A 19,478-nucleotide genomic window follows, 5' to 3' on the forward strand; every position below is an offset into this window, starting at 1 on the left:
CCATATTTGCAATGCCTTTTGATACGTTATCATAGGCGTTGCAGACATGCCAAACTCCATTGGAAGTGGCAGGCGATCTGCACCAGTCACTGAAGGTTTTGATGCTCAGCGGAGGGCACAGAAATGCTAAATGTACTCCTGGCGGTTGACGGTTCTGATCCATCGATGCACGCCGCTGAGCTGCTTGCCCACCTGCCTCATTCCGGCGGCGTGGCGAACTTGACGGTCCTGACCGTGGTTCAACGGCCGTTTATTCACAGCAACTATTCGACCGGCGAAGTCCTGAAAAAAGCGTTCGAACGTGACAAGAATCACGCGGAAACGGTTTACCAACAAGTTTCCGAGATGTTCGAAGGAGCCGACGTAAAACTCCGTCACGTTGTCTCTGATGGTCCCGTTGGCGAGTCGATCGTTCAGGAAGCTCACAATTGCCAAGCGAACTTCTTGGTGATTGGTGCTCGTGGTCATTCACAGATCAGCCGCATGCTGTTGGGTAGTGTCAGCGACTACGTGGCCACTCACGCTCCCTGCAGCACGATGGTTGTTCGCCCAACCGATTTGATGAAATCGGAACGCCCGATCCGCGTGTTGTTGGCTTATGAACAAACCGCATCAGGCATTGAGGCTCTGCAGGAAGTCCAAACCATTCCCTGGCGAACCGGTGCAGATTTCCATGTCCTGACAGTGGAGACCTACCTTTCGGACTTCGTTGGCCAACGCGTGGCTGGCGAAGAATACGAAATGACCAAGCTGTACGAGGAAGGGCTACTCACTGCTCAGCATCACCTGATGAAAGTTGCACCCAAGCTGCAAACTCATTTGGTCAAAGCAGATCATGTTGGCGAAGGCATCATTGAGTTTGCTGAAAAAGAAGGCATTGATTTGCTTGTCATCGGCGAGGCTCAGCGGTCATCGCTGAGCCGCCTGCTGCTGGGCAGCACGTCTCGATTCGTCTTGCGTCACGCTCACTGCTCGGTCTGGGTTGCTCGCAATCACGTCCGCGAAGAACTCCTAGGCCAGGGCGGGCCACTGGGTGAGCGTTCGAATTCCACGGAGTCCAGCTAGCGCTGCCGACTGATGCGATAACGACAGCAAGACACTGGCCTTGCTGTCCCTGCTTGCACAACACCTTTTTCTGTCCCCTTTCAACGGACGACGGACCATGAAAGTCCTGCTAGCGACCGACTGCTCTGACAATGCTCTAGCCGCAGCTGACTGGATCAGACAGTGGAAAACAGATCATCGCGTGGATCTAACCATCGTGACGGCACTTGGCGACCCTGCCATCTTGAATCCGGACAACATGGACCATTGGTTTCCGGAAATGCTGCTCCACGAGCGGACGCGAACAGAGCAGCACCAGAACCAGCTCAAGTCGCTTCTAAACGATCGCTGCCAAAGCATCGACACGCTCGCCAGATCGGGACATCCAGTTAAAGTCATCCTAGCGACGGCCGAGGATCTTGGCATTGACCTGATTGTCATTGGAGCCCAAGGTCACTCGGCCATTGGCAGGTTGCTGATCGGCAGTGTTTCGGACAGCGTGGCCACGCAGGCAAAATGTTCCGTGCTGATCATCCGGCCACCCGAACAACCTTCTGCGACGGAAAGCAAAGACGCTCCCAATTTGGTCATTGGTTACGATGGATCATCGGCAGCTGATCACGCGGTCGAGGAAGTCATGTCACTGTCATGGCAGGCCTCTCCGCAGGTCACCTTAGTCTGCGTCGCGCCTATCTATGACTACTTGCTGGGCACTGGCCTGTCACCCGACGCGTTGATCAACGAAGAACGAATCTACGAAGCCATGAAACAGCGAGCTGAAGAAACCGTTCAGCAAGTCAAAACGAAATGGCCCACGGTGACATCGAAATTAGTCCACGACAGTCGCATCGGACCAGCCATCATTGACGCTGCCGAGCAAGCCAATGCCGACGTGATTGTGGTCGGCGATTCAAACCACAGCACGCTGGATGAGATTCTGCTGGGCAGCACCAGCAAGTACGTGCTTCGACATGCCAAGCGCAGCGTTTGGATTGCTCGCAAGTAGCCTGCGGTTTGCTAAACCGCTGCTGACGACTGGCTGGTCAACATTTGATCGACTTCGTTGCTGACAATCACACCGTAGTTGATGGCTCCCAACCAGCCACTCATGATGATACCAACGCTGCCGGCGTGAAACATGCCGCCGACCTGATTGGGCAGATCACGACTGACCGCCAAGCCTTCAAACTTGGTGCCAAAACTGGCTCCCAATTGATGCTTGGTGTAATGCTGAAACGTTCTTGGCGTGGCCGCTTCAGCGTGATCAATCTTGTCACGAACACCTGGAATGTATCGTTCCAAGGCATCCAAGGTGGTTTCAACAAGGTCCGCCTTGCTTTCTTCGTACTCGTGCTCGGACAGATCCGCCCAGTCAGACCAATTGGCGTTGGTGCTGCTTACGATGGCGTAACGTTCTTTCTTCTTCCAAGGCCGCGTGCGCGGGTAATAGAAACTAAACGTACGACTGGTGATGTCGCGACTGAGCAGTGATTGAGTGTCAAAGTGCGGGGACGTGCTGGTGAAGAACAGATCACCACTGCTTTCGTCAATGGATTCACCTTCCTTGAGTGCCATGTAGACCTGTGTGCTGCTGTTGTTCAAACGCACGTCTTGCGTTTGCTGGACAAAGTCCTTATCCAGTCGATCTTCGCCAATCATGTTCAGCACGGTGGTGCGAAGATTGGCGTTGCTAACCACGGCGCGGCATCGGATCCTTCGCCCCTGGACTTGAACAGCACTGACTTTGCCGTCCTTGATGTCAATTTTATCAACCGGACAATTGATCCGAATGTCAACGTTGTTGGACTCCAACTCTTTCTTCATCCGCTTGATCAAATCATCCGTGCCGCCTTCATAGATGTAAACACCTTTGTTCATGAAGTTGCTAAACACGATGCCATAGGTGATCGCTGGGTCTTCCAGTGTTGATCCATTGGCGTATGAGATGGGCTCCATCAACAAGCGAACGATATCATTGCGATTGGGAAAGAACCGCTGAAACAGTTCCCCCGTGGTGGTGCTTTGATCGTCATAGAAATTCATGCCGCGGGCGGTGTCGAAAAACGCCTTCACCGTCGCTTCTTGTTGGCCGAACTTTTCCACCAACAGACGAGTAAAGTCCTGGCGATCAAACGTCGTCGTCAGCGAGAACTGTGGATTGTCAAAACGAATATTCTTCAGTTGCACAATCCGATCGGAGATCTCACGACTCCAATAACGCCGACAGGACTTGATCATCCCGTAGGGAAAGCCATGCAACGAGATGTCGAAGGTGTGACCGCCGGGACGCAGAAACCATGTGGCTAAGCCTCCGAGCTTGTAGTGCTGTTCAAGCAACAAGACACGATGCCCAGCTCGCCCCAAGATATTGGCGCTGGTCAAACCTGCTAGGCCACTCCCAATCACAACGACGTCGTACTCGTCCTGAACACCTTTCAAAAAATCTCGGGGCATGGATGTATTTGTGCTGGCAGAAAGGGAACTGAGCTCAGACGCCGGGGGACGCCAACGTCTTCAGATAGAAAGCCAAATTATGGTGTCCAGCAGCGTTCAAGGACAGTGTGCAGGCTGTGGTGGAGGGGAATTGAGATAAATTCCAACCCTCTCAGGCCCCCAAATTTAGGGCACCATGCCGAATCTCTGCGAAAGGCAAGCGTTCGCAGATCAACTGCCGGACACAGTGAATTAACAGCACAGTGAATCCACGGCTTCGTGGCGCTACACGACCGCTAACGCCGCTTTGACGACCTCGCGAGATTTCTGCAGGCCCTCGCGAGCGACATCGACCGCGTCACGCTTCCAGTATTCAGGGTTGAATAGCTCCAGCGAAAATGTGCCCTTGAAACCATTGCCAATCAACATGGCGATGATCTTTGGCAACTCACAAACACCATCTCCGGGAAACACTCGATCGCGGTCTGCAATCTTGCTGCGTTCGGGTTCGGCGGGATAATCGTTCATGTGAAAACAGTGCATCCGCGAGGCTTCGATCATGCCCAATCCAGCGAAGTCACTGCCGCCTTTGTAAATATGATAAAAGTCTGGTAACACGCAGGCAGATTCATGCTGTGCCGCCGTGGCAACGTAGGCCAATTCGCTCAACGTGCTCAAGGTTGGCGAGAATCCCCAGAGTTCCAACTGCGGCTTGACGCCGATGCTTTGCCCTAGTTCACACAGTTTGCGGTATCGATCGGCAATGGCTGGCAGCTCAGGCTGCGGACTGCCTTGACGATGTGCGCCCACTGGCGGAGCTGCAATCAGTTTGCCACCGAGTGCAGCGATCGTTTCCATGTCTTTACGAGCAACTTCCAATCCTTCCTGACGTTGCTTTTCGTCTTCGGAAATCCAATTCGCAAACCCGATCGCGCTGGCGACAAACAAACCGGAATCTTCGATCTGCTTTCTCAAATCAGCCAGCTTGCCACCTTGCTCCACGTACCGATTGATGTCGCCAAGCCAGGGCTCAATCCCATCGTAACCGACTTTAGCAGCCACATCGATCTGCTGGTCAATGGGAAGTTTCTGTCCGCGAATCGTGCTGGTATTGAGCGCAAAACGCACGGGCATTTCCTCCGCCGCGGCCAGTGCTTCGGCCTGAGAACATTGCGTTGCCAAACCCGCAGCAGCAACCGCCGCAGAGGAACCCATAAAGAAGCGTCGACGATCAAGCATGGTGCACATCAAGAAGTGAAGGAGGGGACAACATCGAGACGCACAGTTTACACAACCGCCAGCACTTTCGCAGGCAGAAACAATGCGTGGGCAATCCGCCAATGCTTGCAGACTTGAAGCGTTAACCAGTGCAATGCCATGGCTGGCCCACTTGCCGGCACGGCGAGCTTGCAAGAGAGAGCGCGAGGCATGCCGAACACGTTGGCTTTTGCCAATCCGCTTGCTACTCGGTCAATTTGCCGTCGGGAAATTGGCGTTTGAATTCATCGCGTGCGTAGTCCAGCAAGTACTGCGATTCCAGCACGTCGATGGCCATGCGATAGGAATCGTAGGCGCGGCGACGATTGCCCTTTTTCAGTGCATCACGAGCGAAACGCACCAACTGACTGCCCTCGTCATCATTTCGGCGAGCGATTTGCTGATGGGCATCAATCATGCCGATCACATCGGCATGGCCAGCATTGGGGTTCAAGCGACTGGCTTCCAACGCTCGGGGAATCGCCTGCCCCGCAGGCACCCCCATCAGTTGCTGATCCATCGCATTCAGATCAATCACGTTGGCACTGATGCTCAACGAATGATAGTTATTCACGATGGGTCCGTAATAGCCAGGGTAACGAGGATAGAACCCCAACCCACGCCTTCGACGGACGTTGTACGCCGAATAGCCAAAACCACCCAGCGACGCGGTGCCTCCGTCGGGCACCCATACCGAGCCGCCGTTGTAGTAAAAGTGATTGAAGCTAGGCAGCTGAATCACTTGTGCAGTGGCTTCATTGCTACATTGAAGAATCAATCCGACCAAGCAAGCAAAGGCGACAGACGCTTTCATCACGAAACCTCGTCAGCGTTTGCTCGCTGATTGTTGATGAGGAAGATCCACAACCGAAGACTACTTGTCTTTCAGCTTCTCCGAAAAGCTTCGATTGACTTTACGAACCTTGGGCACAACCACTGCTTGGCAGTAACCGTAGTTCGGATTGTTTTGAAAGAAGTCCTGGTGGTACAGCTCAGCGGGATAAAACTTCGTAGCCTTTTCCAACTTGGTGACGATCTTGGAGTTGTACTTGGTCTTGTTCAATTTCTCAATGTACTTCTTGGCTTCCTCAAGTTGCTGATCATTGTGAAAAAAGATGCTGCTGCGGTATTGGGTTCCACTGTCAGCACCTTGGCGATTCAAGGTGGTTGGATCATGAGTGGCAAAGAAGATTTCCATCAGTTCTTCAAATTCGACCTTCGCAGGATCGTAAGTGATCTCAACGGCCTCAGCGTGCCCGGTGCGTCCGCTGCAAACTTGCTTGTAGTTTGGGTTGTCAACACTTCCGCCAATGTAGCCACTGACCACATTATCAACGCCTTCGATCCGTTCAAAAACCGCTTCGGTGCACCAGAAGCAACCGCCGGCAAAAGTTGCCACGGCTTTGCCAGAGCTTTGCTTGTCGTCGGATGAATCACCTTCTGCAGGAACTGCGGTCACAACAGGGTTTCCTTGTGCTTGGGTCAAAACAGCTTGCGGGAGCACTGCCGCCAAGATCGCGCCCAGAGCGACAGCGGTGCAAAGTAGAACAGATTGTTTTCGAATCATGGGATCGTCGATTGGGAAAGTCGGTTAGCAGTGAGAGTTGATGGCGGTACGAGACTCAACTGCCTCTCTGCCGCATGAGTTCCAGCACAGAATCAATGTCTCCAGCGGCCTCTGCCGATCGGTGCTGGTCAGGTTTTCCATTTCATTATACGCTTTGGGACAGTGCAGAATCACGAGCAAAATGCAAGCGGTCGTCAAAATCGACGCGGCAAACTCGAATCAATCGCGTTCATCCGAGAATTTCCAGTCCCATGCCAGCGAAACCGGCCTTTTTCGACACCGTTCACACGGTCCAAGCGGACGAAATCGATTCTCAACAGCACGTTCATAATCTGCGTTATTTACAATGGTCGTTATGGGCAGCACACCGCCACACCGAGGCCCTGGGGTGGGATCGCCAGCAAGCACTGCAGCAGGGCGTCGGCTGGGTCGTTCGCGAACACACGATTCAGTATCGCGCCGCAGCGTTTGCGGACAACGAAATTGTCATCCGAACCTGGGTGCATGACATGCAGCGTTTTGCGTCGCGGCGAAAATACTGGATCTGCCGGCCTGCCGATCAAACACTGCTGGCCAAAGTCGAGACGCGTTGGGTGTTTGTGGATTTAACCCAGCACAAAATCCTTCCCATTCCCGATGAAGCCAAAGGCGATCTCATCGTCCTGCCCGATCCGCCTCCACTACCTTGGGATGACGACTCGCCGGCAAGCTGATCGCCAACACAGTCACCGAGCATCGCATCGCAATCCTACGGTGCTTGCCCCGCCTGCCTAAGGGGGTAGAACGAGCGACAGAGCATTACCGATTCAACTTGTCTTGCAAGTATCTCCCGGTCACATTCCCTTTCAGTGCCGCAAGTTGCTCGGGAGTTCCTTCAGCCATCAACTGGCCGCCATCTTTGCCGCCGACTGGCCCCAAATCGATCAGCCAGTCACAACCAACAAGCAAGTCCAAGTCATGCTCAATCACAATCACGGTATTCCCCTGATCAACGAGCTGCTGCAAGACTCCCACCAGTCGCTTGACATCACTGAAGTGCAATCCGGTGGTCGGTTCATCTAAGACATAGAGCGTTTGGCCGGTGGCTTTGCGAGCCAGTTCGGTGCCTAACTTGATCCGTTGTGCTTCACCGCCACTGAGCGTGGTACTGCTTTGGCCCAAGTGCATGTATCCCAGTCCAACCGCCTGCAGGGAACTGAGCAACCGAAACACGGAAGGAACGTTTTCAAAGAATTCGCAGGCTTGATTGACAGTCATCGCCAGGACGTCAGCGATGCTGCTGCCTTTGAATCGAACTTGCAACGTCTGTCGGTTGAATCGCTTGCCACCACAGCGCGTGCAGGTGACAAACAGATCACTCAAAAAGTTCATCTCGACCTTTTCGGCGCCCAGCCCTTTGCACAAGTCACATCGCCCAGCAGCAGCGTTGAAGCTGAATCGATTGGCTCCAAAGCCACGTGTTTTGGCTTCCCGCGTTTTGGCGAACACTTTGCGAATCTCATCCATCACACCGCTATACGTTGCCGGACAAGAGCGTGGCGTCCGTCCAATCGGTGCCTGGTCAATCGGCACCAACTTATCAAGCTGATCAACGCCACTGATACGAGAAAACTTGGTCACAGAACTGGCCGAGGCAGGCATCTTCTTGCCGTGTTCCAATTGATAACGCACCGCGGGCAACAGCGTGTCACCGATCAACGAACTCTTGCCACTGCCGGAGACACCACTAATGCCGATCAAGCATCCCAGTGGTAAACGGACCTTTACCTTCTTTAAGTTATGAGTCCGCACACCCGAAAGCACCAATTCACTGGAACGAGTGCGACGTGACTGGGGAACCACTGGCTGATCATTGCCAGCGAGATACTGTCCCGTTAAGCTCCGTTTATTCGCTTGAACCTGCTTGGGCGTGCCGGAAACGATAATCTTCCCGCCTTGCGTCCCAGCGCCAGGCCCGACGTCAATCAGTCGATCGGCGGCACGCATCGTGGCTTCGTCATGTTCAACCACCACCACGGTGTTGCCCTGCTGTTGCAGATCTCGCAGGGCCTGAATCAGTCGATCATGGTCAGCCGGATGCAGACCAATCGAAGGTTCATCCAGAACATAACACACACCGACTAAACCGCTTCCAATACTGGTTGCCAGGCGAACACGCTGCAATTCACCACCAGAGAGTGTCTCCGCAGCACGGTTTAAGGTCAGATACTGAACCCCCACTCGCTGAAGGAAGTTCAATCGTTGACTGACCTCTAGCTTGATCGGTCGCGCCACCGCCTGTTGCAGCTCCGTCAGGGTGGGGCCCAATTGATTGATCCATTCTTCGGCCTGCTGCATCGACATCCCTGTGACTTGATCGATCGAAGCGTCGGCCACCGTGACCGCTAGAGCCTCGGGACGCAAACGCGTGCCACCACAAGCCGCACAAGGTTGATCGGATTCATCGTCCTTCATGCGACCGAGACCATCACAGGTGGAACAAGCACCGTAGGGACTGTTGAAAGAAAAGGTTCGTGGTTCGATCTCTTCGATGCTGCTACCGCACTGAACACATGACATCGCGGTGCTGAACAATCGATCTGTCCATCCAGAGTTGCCCTGTTGACTGGAGGCGACCAGCAACCCCTGTCCCAGTTTCAATGCAAGCGCAACCGATTCAGCGACGCGACTTTCAATGCCCTCACGCATGACCAAGCGATCGACAATGGCTTCAATGGTGTGGTTCTTGCGGAGCGACAGTTCGCCGACGTCCTCCAGCGGCAACATCTCGCCATCAACACGTGCCCGCACCAAACCGGCCGAGGCGATCGCTTCGAACACTTCACGATGCTGGCCTTTGCGGCCGCGAACCATTGGCGCTAACAGCACCACGCGCGTGCCTTCAGGTAACTTCAGCAACGATTGACAGATCGCGTCGGGCGACTGACGTTCCACGGCGGCGCCACAGTTTCCACAATGGGGAATCCCCACCCGCGCAAACAGCAATCGCAAATAATCGTAAATCTCGGTGATCGTGGCCACCGTACTGCGAGCCCCCGTCGAACCCGGCTTTTGATCAATCGCCATAGTGGGTGCTAAGCCGTCAATCAAGTCAACATCAGGCCGAGGCAGCGAATCAAGAAACTGACGCGCGTACGCGGACAGACTGTCGATGTATTGCCGCTGGCCTTCGGCAAACAGCGTATCAAAGGCAAGCGAGCTCTTGCCGCTCCCCGAAACACCGGTGATCACCGTCAGGGCATCGCGAGGAATGTCCACATCAACCGACTGTAGGTTGTGCACTCGCGCGCCTCGGATGCGGATCGCACGACTGGAGTGGCTGGTGGTTGCTGAGTGTGCGCGTGAAGCCATCGATCCGAATGTCAATTGCGAGAAATTCCAACAGAACCAGTAACTGTACGCCAACGACAAACCCCACCGCTAGCCCCCAACTAGGCCTATTCCGCTGGCTTCCATCGGTACTGCTGCGGCCGCATCGACGGTGACGGAAAACCCCGTCCGTCAGGTCTCCAACCACAATCTGTGACACGGTGACACAGCGGCGTGAAAACCACGCCAGTTTTTCCCATTGCATTGAATCACAGCTTGCTTCCGATCCGATTTTTTCATTAGCAAGGAAAGCATTCAGCCTGCGGTGTGATCCGCGGCGATTGGCTGATGCGTTGAGTTGTTTGGGAACTGAACGCTCAGCACCGGAACAACGAAACCAAGCACCAGCGCGTGGTTCACACGCTTTGGGGCCGGGTTTGGAATCCCCAAACAAGCAAGAGGCTGACAAATGAAACGCACCGTCATCGCGATCACCACAGTGCTCACGTTGCTGACCAGCGGATTGATGATCCGCCAAGCGGAAACTGCCGATCCACCGATCAGCCGGCCCGAGCAGGCCGAAGGGTTCATGATGCGATCCAAATTGAAGCAGTCTCAAGCCGTCCTGGAAGGCCTGTTGCGGAAAGACATGCGCGCCGTCGTTGCTGGCGCCCATCAAATGAAGATCATCAGTGAAGCTGCCGAGTGGCCACGAGCTCGTGACGCCGTGTACGAACACTACAGTGAGCAATTTCGCCGTCAGTGCACAGAGCTAGAGCACCTGGCCAACACCGGCAACCATCAAGGTGCTCACTATGCTTACTTGCACATGACCAGCCTGTGCATTCAGTGCCACGACTATGTTCGTGATTCATTGAAGGTCGCAAGCAAGCCCAACCAAGGTGGCATTCGGCTGATTCCCTCGCAGTGGCCGGAGTGAAATCGCACCAGCGATGGACGAGCTGCGGATCCTGACGAGCCGCTTTGGCGCTCGCCGCGGGTGATGCCCCGCCACGTTCTGTCAAACGAGCGCTGCACGCAAGGCGTGCCAAGGAGTCCGGTTGCGATCAGTTGCCGGTTTCGTTGTAGAAGTCCATGGCATCCTGATAGGGTTCCATGATAGCGTTCTTGAAGATCAAAAAGATCATGAAAATGATCATGATGGCGATGCAACACCAGATCGCCATGCCAGCGAACTTAGCGATCACACTCATCGCCATTTCGGCGCGAGCTTGATATTCAGTCGACAAGTGCTCGACGGACTCACTTTCAGTCCCCGATAATTCAGCGGCCTCCACCAGGTGCAGGAACTCATCCGGAAACAGATCCGTGGCCATCAATCCGCCCGCCATGGTCGCCCCGCGTTCCTGAACGGCCTCTTTGAACGCTACGGCACCACTTTGGTAATACGCGCTATCGGTGCTGTCTAAGCTCAGTCGAACACTGCGCACAGGATCCAGCCCGGAACTCATCGACAAGGCTAACGTGCGTGTAAAACGAGCCAGCGTGATGGTTTGCAACGAACTTCCCAGCATCGGAATCATGTAGAACAGCGGGATGATGTTTTGCACACCTCCGACGTTGTTCTTGTAGCCATAGATCAAAGCGAAAATGATCGCTGCAAAGCAAGCCAAGTAGCCCCAAAAAACGAGGACACCTCGTTCGCCAGTGAGTCCCAAGCCCAGCATGTCAGGCAGCCCGAGCATTCCGATCAGCAGGATAAAACCGGAGATAATCAAGACCGCCATCGCCAACTGGATCATGGGCCACATGATCATTTGCAAAAACGAGCGGCGCATCTGAACTTGCTTTTGGTAATGCTCCGCCATCGTCAGGAAGGTCGCTTCCATCCGGCCTGTCGCTTCACCGACACGCGTCATCGCGATCATCAGGTTGGGAAAGAAATCGCCGCGCTGCTGCATGGCCTCACTGATGGACAGTCCCGCTTTGACCTCGGTCAGAACGTGCTGAAACGCTTCGCGTTGGCGCGAGGAGCCATGCTTGGCTTCGCTTTCCAGCAATCGCAAAAGGTCCGCACCGGCGCGCAGACCAACACCCATTCGGTGGCAAAACGCACCGGCAGCCGTCAGCCTGATTTGTCGAAAGATCATCCAAGTCGCCTGAATTACGTCGTCGCTCGAGTGCTGGGCAGCCTCGCTAACCCGTTCCACTTAAACCCTAATCGGTTGTGGTTCAACCGATAGTATAGCAAGCGACGAAATCCGGTCCGAATCTCGGTGGATGAAGAAGTTTAGGCTGCCAACTGATCGTCGGTTGTCCCGGGGACACGGTTGCAATAGCTGGCAATGATCGCGTCGAGTTGTTCAAGCTGCTCTCGGGTCGTGGCTTTTAGATCCAGAAAAAGCAGTTTTCGTGCTCCAATCACACACCAACCCGGCGACTGATCCTCCAGCACGACCATGCGGACTTCAAACCCCATTTCCGTTGCGGTTTGCACCGCATACTTGAGCCGATTGGCAACATTCTCGCTGCCTTGAATCGTAGCAGAGCTGAACGCGATGGTCTCTGAAGGCGAGACCGCGGGGGCGAATCGGTGTTGAGATGACATTCGATGGCTCCGATGACTGTTCCGATTAGAAAAGCAATGCGGGTGCAGTAGTCTTTGCAAGAATCGGCAATCTGTTCCTGCACCTGCGTTATCGGTGTAGCAGACACGACCGTTACGACGATAGGTCAGTCATGGCAATCCATCCGAACGCTTGGCTGGGGCGACACATCATTGCCAACTCGACAGACCTATCTACTTTGCACGGCGAACATGAACGCACCGAATGCCACCGAAACGGTTTCTGCCTCACAAGAACAATCCGTTTCCGGAGGCAGTTTGCTGCTGCGTCGCAAGCAAGCCTCCACAGCGAGCGGGACCAGCGTGCCACCTGAACAACGTCCAATGAGCGGCAGCGAGCACATCACAGAACGGACTCGCAGCGTCCCAACTCGCAGCGAACAGAATCCCAATCAACCAAGCCCCAATCAACCAAACCCCAGCCCACAAAGTGGCAGCGAACCGAACGCCAACGATTTGGCGAACCGCGATCAACAACAGTACATCGAACACCTCAAGCAACGCCTGCGTCAATCACAAGCGCTCGCGGCTTTGGGTGAACTGACCAGCACGGCAACGCACGAGTTCAACAACGTGCTCATGACGGTCATCAATTATGCACAGCTAGGCGTCCGCCATCGTGATGATGCCACGCGTGATAAGGCCTTGGCAAAGATTTTGGAAGCCTCACAGCGGGCTGCCAAAATCACCAAAACGATCCTTGCTCAAGCCAAAAACCGATCGGCTTCGCTGGAACCCACTGAACTCGGTCCAATCATCGAAGACACCTTGGTGCTCTTGGAGCGTGAACTGAACAAGTATCGCATCATTGTCACCAAAGAGATTGCCAGTGACGTTGATCCAGTGATCGCCAGTGGCAACGACTTGCAACGTGTCTTGCTTAACTTGATCATTAACGCTCGCCAAGCCATGGGGCAAAACGGCGAATTGGTGATCCGATTGCGAAACAGTTCAGAAACGGGATTCGTTGAACTTGTCGTTCGAGATTCGGGCAGCGGCATTCCACCGGCGACGCTTCCACACATCTTCGAACCATTCTTTTCGACCAAGAGCGGTCCCGATGAATCGGGAAAGGGCGGCACTGGGCTTGGCTTGGCTGCCTGCAAAGAGATCATCGACGCTCACCAAGGACGCATTCGCGTCGACAGCAGCCTTGGCAAAGGCACTGCCTTTACGATCCGCTTGCCCAAAGCCGCCTGAACACGATTCATCTCGCAAGTCCCTTGTGATCGGGTGCCGTGCTAACGGGCATCCGAACGGTCTGGCGGGGACTTCGTGGGCGGCGTGATCTGAAATGGCTGAACGCTCCAGACCCCGTCACGGTTTCGACGCAACTGGACGATCTTCAGGTGCTTGACCATCCAGGGACTCCAGTCCCGAGCATGCAGCCCTAATAACGCACCAGCCAAAGCAGCGATCGTGCCACTATGGGCCGCCGCGACCACGGGACTCTGCTGCACCGTCAGCCCCTCTAGCCAAGCAACGGCGCGCTGTTGCATCTGTGCAGTGGACTCTCCCGCCGGTGGAAAGTATCCCTCGGGATCTTCGATCAAGTGATGAAAGTGCTCTGGGTCACTTTGATAAGCATCGTCCCAAGTCAGCCCCTGCCAGTCACCGTAGTTGCGTTCTTGGATCTGATGATCTTCACGCACATCAACCGCACCGGGCATGGCGTTGGCGATTGCCTGGATCAAGAATCGCGTTCGTTTTAAGCCACTGTGCAACAGGGTTTTGGGTTGGATGACGGCGGCAACCTGGGCAGCCAGTTCAAGCGAGGCTGCCTCGCCTTCACGGCTAAGCGACACGTCCATCGCACCATAGCAGACCCCGCGCCACTTGTCTTCAACACTGGCATGCCGGATCAGGTACACCTCCAGCGAATCACTCATCGCAGGCATGCTCCGATCAAGATCACTAACTGAATCAAAAAACCAGAGGCGCCCAGCAGATCGCCAGTCGTACCGCCCAAACGTTTGAGAATCTTGTGTCGGTACCACAACAAGACGATGCCAGCGGCCACAATCGCACCGACGGCATGCCAAGGACGCAGGACAAACCATGGCGCACAGAACGGTGTCATCAACAGTCCGGCAACCAGCAGTCGACCTCCTGATTGATTGCCCGAAACATCTTTGGCTTGTGAATCTCGATCGCCAATCGGAGCCGTCGTGCTCATCAGGGTGACAATTGCGAATCGCCCCAGCGCTGCGGCGGCAACAACTGCAGCCAGCGTCCACTGCCAATCCTCTTGGACCATCGTCCCGATTGCCATCCAGCGAATCGAAACGCCAATTAGCAACCCCATCGTGCCATAGGTTCCCAAGCGACTGTCTTTCATGATCTTGAGAACGTCTTCACGCGTCCAGCCACCTCCCAACGCATCGCAGGTATCCGCAAACGCATCTTCGTGAAACGCTCCGGTCAAGTACGCTTCGATGCCAATCGCCATCAATGCGGCCAACAGAGCAGGGAAGCCCAGCCAAGCGAGACCACACACCAGCGCTGCGGTCGCCAATCCAATCACGCCGCCCACGAGGGGAAAGAAAACCACCGATCGATTGAGTGCACGAGCATGATCCAGCGAATCATCCATCGCGATCTTGGAAACAGTGATGCGAGTCAAAAAATGCACGGCCGTGGCAAAACTTTCCCACAACGACGGCGGGCGTTTCAAATCAGTGTCTTGATCGGACCGACTCATGCCTGCAACTCGTCCAACGTTGCCATTCGGCAGATCATCGCCGACGCTAAATCCATCAGCGGCAATGCTGCCAGTGCACCCGTCGCTTCACCAAGTCGCATTTGCAAGTCCAACATCGGCTTGAGCTGTAAGTGCTGAAGCGCAATCTGCTGAGCCGGTTCGGTCGAGCGGTGCGCCGCAATCATCCGCTGCCGACAACCGGGGCGAATCGCGTTGGCGAGCAAGGCAGCCGAGGTGGCAATCAATCCATCGACAACGACTGTGCAGTTTGACTGGCTTGCCGCTGCGTAGTAACCAGCCAGAGCAACGATTTCCAACCCACCAACCTGGCACGCAATGGTTTCCGCGTGACTGGGCCCCAAACCTTGTACTCGCTGGATCGCTTGACGAATCACCGCTCGTTTGCGGATCATCTGTTCGTCGTCAGCCCCTGCGCCGGGGCCGACCATTTGATCCACCTGTGCTCCATCGGTCACGTCCGCTAAAAGAGCGATCATACAAACAGCTGAAGTGGTGTTGCCAATTCCCATTTCGCCACCGATCAACAATCGAGCTCCCACCTCCATGGCGCCGGTGGCCGCCTGCGTCCCCACTTGCCAAGCATGCTGGAACTGCGGCAATGTCATGGCTGGTGAAGCCGCTAAACTTGCCGTGCCGCGCTGTTGAGCTTGATTGACTGCGGCACCTTCATAGCATGGCAAAGGTTCGATGAGCCCCACATCAACGACTTCGTAACTGCAGCCAAGTTCATCGGCAAACACACCGCTGGCGGTTTTTCGATTGGCCATCTGCCGCACCACCAAGCCGGTCACCGCACTGGGCCAAGCCGAGACCCCTTCAGCAGTGACGCCATGGTCCGCAGCAAAGATCGCGGCGTGTCGAGGCTTCGTTTGTGGCGTCAATGTTCGCTGTGTCAGACAAAGCTGAGCTGCCAGATCCTCCAGGCCACCGAGGCTGCCTGGGGGTTTGCAAAGTGTGTTGAGCCGCGTTTGGACGTCTGCGGCCAAGTCGGTTGCATGGCCTTCGATCTCACTCATCGTGGTTTGTCTCCGGTGATGGCCAGGGCTCGGCGAAGCTGACCTTGTATGGACTCACTCCAAAACGCCTGAGCATCCTGTCGCTGCTCCCAGTTCTTTTGCTCTAGCTCCGGAGTCAGCGTTGCCTGAGTACTAGGATAGCCAACGCAAAGATAAGCAATCAATTGCCACGACGCTGGCACTCCTAGGACCGCTTTGGTCCGTTGGGGATCAACGATCGAAACCCAACCCACACCGATTCCCTCCGCTCGGGCGGCCAACCAAAAATTCTGAATCGCCGCAACCACGGAATAGGCCACGGTTTCAGGCATCGTCTGTCTGCCCAACCCTTTTCCCTGATCAGGATCCTGTTGCACGAAGACCGCTAACTGCTCCGGTGCATCACGAATGCCTTGCAGTTTCAACTGCAAGTACTGCTGCTGGGCCTGGCCGTTGTACTGCCGAGCCGCGAGCTGGTTTTGACTGTAGAAGTCCTGTTCAACTTGCTTGCGAGTACTCTGATCATTGACTGAGACAAACCGCCATGGCTGGCTCAACCCAACCGAAGGCGCGGTGCAAGCGGTGTCAATCAAACGCTTCATCGCGCCCACTGGCAGGGCAGTGCGTTGAAAGTGTCTCACATCGCGGCGCATCCGAAACAGCTGGTGCAGCTGATCGCGAAATTCGCTGTCCCAGTCGGTCCTGGTCGCCGTGCATTCCGCCACTGGTACGCCCGCCGAACCAGCACCATCGAGCGCAGCGAGTAAGCGACCGGTCGCGGCATCGTCTTGGACCGCAATCCGCACGTACTGTGGGAGCCCAAATGAATCACAGTCGCGCACCGCCACGCCTTGCCGCAGCAAATTCAAACGAAACGCAGTTCCGTCATCAACAGGCACCAGCACAAAACCGACCGAGGAATCCAGGGGCTGAAATCCACGTTCTCGTAATCCAGCAAGCATGCGCTGCTTGCAGCCTTGCAGCTTCAACATTGCCGCGTCGTAGTGCGACTGCTGTTCCAACACAGCACGGCCAACCGCTTGAGCCACGGCACTGACCGTCCAGGGAACACGCCGATCGGTCATTTGAGACATCCGGTCCGGCGCGCCCACCGCGTAGCCCAGCCGAACACCTGCCAATGCGTGCGACTTGGTCAACGACCGTAGAACGATCACATTCTGCAATCCACAGCCGATCATTGATTCTGCATTCTCGGCAAAGTCAATGTAGGACTCATCGATCGCAAAGGTCGTCTGCGGATGGCTTGTCGCCAGCGTCTGTAACGTCGAACGCGATAACAAGTGCCCGGTTGGATTGTTTGGATTGCAGATCCATACCAAGGCAATCGCTTCGCTCTGTAACGGATGCTCCAGTTGCTCGACTGACTCGGCAAAGTCCTGAGGCTGGCTTGCCATGACTTGCTGAACACGAGCGCCCTGTAACTGCGAGGCACGCTGGTATTCACTGAACGTCGGCCCCAATACCAAGACCTTGTCATTGGCGGCCAGCACCGTCTCGGCCAGCAGGTGGATCAATTCACTGCAACCGTTGCCAATCAGCAAGGACTCCTGTGGAACACTGTGTCGCACAGCCAGACAGTGCTTTAACTGGTTTGAATCACGATCCGGGTAGTCAGCAAACGCGGCATCAGCTGCCGCTTGACGGACACTGCGAGGGTGAACCACCGACAGCACGTTAGAACTCAGATCGAGGACGTGATCAGGGCTCAGTCCAAGTGGCTCCAACTCGCGCAGGTCCAAGCCGCCGTGGTGCTCTTCGCGAATGGTTTGCATATCACTCATGTGATTCCCCACTGGACACAAAGCACGACAGGAATCAAGACAAACATCAACATCGCCACACTATGCTTGAACAGCCGCAACATTGCCTTGATGTCGGTGCCAGTGGGCTGACGCTGCCCCTGCCCCAGCACGTAATGCTCAGCCTTTTCTAATTCAATCTCCAGCAATCCGGCGGCAGCACTCATCGGATGGCCGGCGTTAGGACTGGCCGTTTTACCAGCATCTCGCCACCACACCCGCGTCGCGCAAACCCATTGCCGTGGTCGACACAACAACATCAAGATCGCTGTCAGCCGCGCCGGCACCCAGTTTAATAAATCATCAAGCCGCGCTGCAGCTTTCCCCAGCCAAAGATAACGCTCACAACGATATCCAATCATCGCATCGCAAGTATTGATGAAACGATAGACCAAGATTCCCGGCAGCCCAAACAGTAAGTAATAGAACACCGGTGCGACAACCGAATCGGACGTATTCTCTGCAACCGACTCAATCGCAGCCGCTGAAACCTGGGAAGCATCCAGTTGACTGGTGTCGCGACTGACGAGGTGATATGCCAATTGCTGCCTCGCGGCCGCCAAGTCGCCGGCGAGCAATTGCCGCGAAACGGAATCACCAGCTTGCGACAAGAGACGGATCGAAAAACACCCGGTCACCAACGTCAAGCTTACAAGAGCGACAAACAGCAACCAACCAACGCTGGACACGGACACTGGCCATGACTGGATCTGCCAACGCAGCAACTGCCCCCCCAACCCGACACCGCCAAACAACAGGCACCCCGTCACGACCAGCAACACACCGTACATGAATCGAGCAATCGGCCGCTCAAAGCGACAACGATCTCGCCACATGGAGATAAAATTCCCCATCCAAACCACGGGATGAAATCGCGTTGGCAGCTCTCCCCAAACGACATCAATCATTGCCGCCAACAACACAATCAAACAGCGAATTTCCAAGTCAACCATCATCGCGTCACCTCTCCAGTAGGAACCACCAGCGGTGTACCATGGATGGGATGTTCGGTGACAATGACGTCAATTTCAAAGGCCTGAACAATCAAGTCCTTGGTCAGCACTTCCTCAGGAGGCCCACAAGCCAATAGCTGCTGACCAGAGAGCAGAGCAATCTGATCCGCGAACGCAGCGGCATGATTCAAGTCATGCAACGTGACCACAGCGATCAAGTCACGCTCTTTGACCAAGGCGCGTATCTGCCGCAGACTTTCGAACTGATGTTTCAAATCCAACCCACTTGTCGGTTCATCAAGCAACAAGATGGACGCTTCTTGAGCCAGTGACCGCGCCAGCAACGTCCGCCGCCACTGGCCACCCGAAAGCGTTGCGATGGGACGATCAGCCAGTTCAGATAACCCGGCTAGCTTCATGGCCTGATCAGCCGCTTGATGGTCTTCGTCACTGAACGGCACGCACCAACCACGATGCGCGCTGCGTCCGAGCAAAACCATTTCGCCGACCTTGAGCCCCGATTCATTGCCTTCGAACTGTGGCATCAAGGTCAGTTGCTTAGCCAACTGCTGATGTGACCAGTCACGCAACTCCCGGTCATCAATGAAGACGCTTCCCACTGAGGCCTGTAACTGGCCAGCCATGATCCGCAGAAGCGTCGTTTTGCCGGCTCCATTGCCACCCAACAGCACCAGCACTTGGCCTGGCGATAACTGCAGAGACAATTCTTTTAGCACCAACCGCTGCGCTGTATACCCGAAGCACAAATCGTGGACCGAAAACTTCGCCAT

Annotated in this window: 18 protein-coding genes; 5 read left to right on the plus strand and 13 right to left on the minus strand. The window is 55.2% G+C overall.

Translation table 11 applies throughout. From position 1 onward, the window contains the following. Positions 1-123 precede the first annotated feature (123 nt). Together SV7mr_RS21665 and SV7mr_RS21670 are read left to right on the plus strand one after the other, a co-directional pair. Complete coding sequence (locus SV7mr_RS21665) at positions 124-1,065, plus strand: universal stress protein (protein ID WP_145276623.1); 942 nt, start codon at positions 124-126, stop codon at positions 1,063-1,065. Between the two features lie 97 nt (positions 1,066-1,162). After that, entirely contained in the window at positions 1,163-2,050 is an 888-nt protein-coding gene (locus SV7mr_RS21670; RefSeq protein WP_145276626.1) for a universal stress protein, read from the plus strand. Positions 2,051-2,061: 11 nt separating this feature from the next. Here SV7mr_RS21670 and SV7mr_RS21675 read toward each other — a convergent pair whose 3' ends face one another. The 4 genes from SV7mr_RS21675 to msrA form a co-directional block, all read right to left on the minus strand. Further along, positions 2,062-3,498: a phytoene desaturase family protein gene (locus SV7mr_RS21675; protein WP_145276628.1), complete on the minus strand. Its 1,437-nt coding sequence runs from the start codon at positions 3,496-3,498 to the stop codon at positions 2,062-2,064. 264 nt (positions 3,499-3,762) lie between these two features. Continuing rightward, positions 3,763-4,716, minus strand: a complete 954-nt coding sequence (locus SV7mr_RS21680) for a sugar phosphate isomerase/epimerase family protein (protein WP_473163658.1) — start codon at positions 4,714-4,716, stop codon at positions 3,763-3,765. 223 nt (positions 4,717-4,939) lie between these two features. Next, positions 4,940-5,548: a hypothetical protein gene (locus SV7mr_RS21685; protein WP_145276632.1), complete on the minus strand. Its 609-nt coding sequence runs from the start codon at positions 5,546-5,548 to the stop codon at positions 4,940-4,942. 60 nt (positions 5,549-5,608) lie between these two features. Then, the gene (gene msrA, locus SV7mr_RS21690; RefSeq protein WP_145276634.1) at positions 5,609-6,301 is read right to left on the minus strand and encodes a peptide-methionine (S)-S-oxide reductase MsrA; all 693 of its coding nucleotides are present in this window, start codon (positions 6,299-6,301) and stop codon (positions 5,609-5,611) included. A gap of 251 nt (positions 6,302-6,552) precedes the next feature. Between msrA and SV7mr_RS21695 the strand changes: the two genes are divergently transcribed. Further along, complete coding sequence (locus SV7mr_RS21695; protein ID WP_145276636.1) at positions 6,553-7,014, plus strand: acyl-CoA thioesterase; 462 nt, start codon at positions 6,553-6,555, stop codon at positions 7,012-7,014. Positions 7,015-7,099: 85 nt separating this feature from the next. Here the strand turns inward: SV7mr_RS21695 and uvrA are convergent, their stop codons facing one another. Next, on the minus strand, positions 7,100-9,652 hold the full coding sequence (gene uvrA / locus SV7mr_RS21700) for an excinuclease ABC subunit UvrA (protein WP_145276638.1): 2,553 nt from the start codon (positions 9,650-9,652) through the stop codon (positions 7,100-7,102). 427 nt (positions 9,653-10,079) lie between these two features. Here uvrA and SV7mr_RS21705 point away from each other — a divergent pair, with 427 nt between their 5' ends. Continuing rightward, complete coding sequence (locus tag SV7mr_RS21705; RefSeq protein ID WP_145276640.1) at positions 10,080-10,550, plus strand: hypothetical protein; 471 nt, start codon at positions 10,080-10,082, stop codon at positions 10,548-10,550. Positions 10,551-10,677: 127 nt separating this feature from the next. Here the strand turns inward: SV7mr_RS21705 and SV7mr_RS21710 are convergent, their stop codons facing one another. Then, positions 10,678-11,721 (minus strand): type II secretion system F family protein, encoded by a 1,044-nt coding sequence (locus tag SV7mr_RS21710; RefSeq protein ID WP_419187734.1) that lies wholly within the window; start codon positions 11,719-11,721, stop codon positions 10,678-10,680. A gap of 140 nt (positions 11,722-11,861) precedes the next feature. Further along, a complete protein-coding gene (locus tag SV7mr_RS21715; protein ID WP_145276642.1) occupies positions 11,862-12,179 on the minus strand; it encodes a hypothetical protein in 318 nt (105 codons plus the stop codon). Between the two features lie 210 nt (positions 12,180-12,389). On the opposite strand from SV7mr_RS21715, the gene SV7mr_RS21720 reads away from it, so the two are divergent. Continuing rightward, positions 12,390-13,397: a sensor histidine kinase gene (locus tag SV7mr_RS21720; RefSeq protein ID WP_419187735.1), complete on the plus strand. Its 1,008-nt coding sequence runs from the start codon at positions 12,390-12,392 to the stop codon at positions 13,395-13,397. Between the two features lie 41 nt (positions 13,398-13,438). Here SV7mr_RS21720 and SV7mr_RS21725 read toward each other — a convergent pair whose 3' ends face one another. The 6 genes from SV7mr_RS21725 to SV7mr_RS21750 are packed head-to-tail and all read right to left on the minus strand — an operon-like array spanning position 13,439 to position 19,478. Continuing rightward, positions 13,439-14,086 (minus strand): histidine phosphatase family protein, encoded by a 648-nt coding sequence (locus SV7mr_RS21725; protein ID WP_419187736.1) that lies wholly within the window; start codon positions 14,084-14,086, stop codon positions 13,439-13,441. Next, entirely contained in the window at positions 14,083-14,898 is an 816-nt protein-coding gene (locus SV7mr_RS21730) for an adenosylcobinamide-GDP ribazoletransferase (RefSeq protein WP_145276647.1), read from the minus strand. Before SV7mr_RS21730 ends, SV7mr_RS21725 begins: the two co-directional genes overlap by 4 nt. Beyond that, the gene (cobT, locus tag SV7mr_RS21735; RefSeq protein ID WP_145276649.1) at positions 14,895-15,935 is read right to left on the minus strand and encodes a nicotinate-nucleotide--dimethylbenzimidazole phosphoribosyltransferase; all 1,041 of its coding nucleotides are present in this window, start codon (positions 15,933-15,935) and stop codon (positions 14,895-14,897) included. Before cobT ends, SV7mr_RS21730 begins: the two co-directional genes overlap by 4 nt. After that, on the minus strand, positions 15,932-17,716 hold the full coding sequence (gene bluB, locus SV7mr_RS25915) for a 5,6-dimethylbenzimidazole synthase (RefSeq protein ID WP_145276651.1): 1,785 nt from the start codon (positions 17,714-17,716) through the stop codon (positions 15,932-15,934). The genes cobT and bluB overlap by 4 nt, the downstream gene beginning before the upstream one ends. Continuing rightward, positions 17,713-18,690: an adenosylcobinamide-phosphate synthase CbiB gene (cbiB, locus tag SV7mr_RS21745; RefSeq protein ID WP_145276654.1), complete on the minus strand. Its 978-nt coding sequence runs from the start codon at positions 18,688-18,690 to the stop codon at positions 17,713-17,715. Before cbiB ends, bluB begins: the two co-directional genes overlap by 4 nt. After that, positions 18,687-19,478 (minus strand): ABC transporter ATP-binding protein, encoded by a 792-nt coding sequence (locus SV7mr_RS21750; RefSeq protein WP_419187737.1) that lies wholly within the window; start codon positions 19,476-19,478, stop codon positions 18,687-18,689. Before SV7mr_RS21750 ends, cbiB begins: the two co-directional genes overlap by 4 nt.

The sequence above is a fragment of the Stieleria bergensis genome (assembly GCA_007745635.1).
GTDB lineage: Bacteria > Planctomycetota > Planctomycetia > Pirellulales > Pirellulaceae > Stieleria > Stieleria bergensis.

Coding starts and splice junctions, on each gene's coding strand:
- bluB (WP_145276651.1), bottom strand. CDS start 17,716: ATGAGTGATATGCAAACCATTCGCGAAGAGCACCACGGCGGCTTGGAC.
- SV7mr_RS21705 (WP_145276640.1), top strand. CDS start 10,080: ATGAAACGCACCGTCATCGCGATCACCACAGTGCTCACGTTGCTGACC.
- SV7mr_RS21715 (WP_145276642.1), bottom strand. CDS start 12,179: ATGTCATCTCAACACCGATTCGCCCCCGCGGTCTCGCCTTCAGAGACC.
- SV7mr_RS21665 (WP_145276623.1), top strand. CDS start 124: ATGCTAAATGTACTCCTGGCGGTTGACGGTTCTGATCCATCGATGCAC.
- SV7mr_RS21675 (WP_145276628.1), bottom strand. CDS start 3,498: ATGCCCCGAGATTTTTTGAAAGGTGTTCAGGACGAGTACGACGTCGTT.
- SV7mr_RS21730 (WP_145276647.1), bottom strand. CDS start 14,898: ATGAGTCGGTCCGATCAAGACACTGATTTGAAACGCCCGCCGTCGTTG.
- SV7mr_RS21670 (WP_145276626.1), top strand. CDS start 1,163: ATGAAAGTCCTGCTAGCGACCGACTGCTCTGACAATGCTCTAGCCGCA.
- SV7mr_RS21685 (WP_145276632.1), bottom strand. CDS start 5,548: ATGAAAGCGTCTGTCGCCTTTGCTTGCTTGGTCGGATTGATTCTTCAA.
- SV7mr_RS21695 (WP_145276636.1), top strand. CDS start 6,553: ATGCCAGCGAAACCGGCCTTTTTCGACACCGTTCACACGGTCCAAGCG.
- cobT (WP_145276649.1), bottom strand. CDS start 15,935: ATGAGTGAGATCGAAGGCCATGCAACCGACTTGGCCGCAGACGTCCAA.
- SV7mr_RS21680 (WP_473163658.1), bottom strand. CDS start 4,716: ATGCTTGATCGTCGACGCTTCTTTATGGGTTCCTCTGCGGCGGTTGCT.
- SV7mr_RS21710 (WP_419187734.1), bottom strand. CDS start 11,721: ATGATCTTTCGACAAATCAGGCTGACGGCTGCCGGTGCGTTTTGCCAC.
- msrA (WP_145276634.1), bottom strand. CDS start 6,301: ATGATTCGAAAACAATCTGTTCTACTTTGCACCGCTGTCGCTCTGGGC.
- cbiB (WP_145276654.1), bottom strand. CDS start 18,690: ATGATGGTTGACTTGGAAATTCGCTGTTTGATTGTGTTGTTGGCGGCA.
- SV7mr_RS21720 (WP_419187735.1), top strand. CDS start 12,390: ATGAACGCACCGAATGCCACCGAAACGGTTTCTGCCTCACAAGAACAA.
- SV7mr_RS21750 (WP_419187737.1), bottom strand. CDS start 19,478: ATGGCGAAGTTTTCGGTCCACGATTTGTGCTTCGGGTATACAGCGCAG.
- uvrA (WP_145276638.1), bottom strand. CDS start 9,652: ATGGCTTCACGCGCACACTCAGCAACCACCAGCCACTCCAGTCGTGCG.
- SV7mr_RS21725 (WP_419187736.1), bottom strand. CDS start 14,086: ATGAGTGATTCGCTGGAGGTGTACCTGATCCGGCATGCCAGTGTTGAA.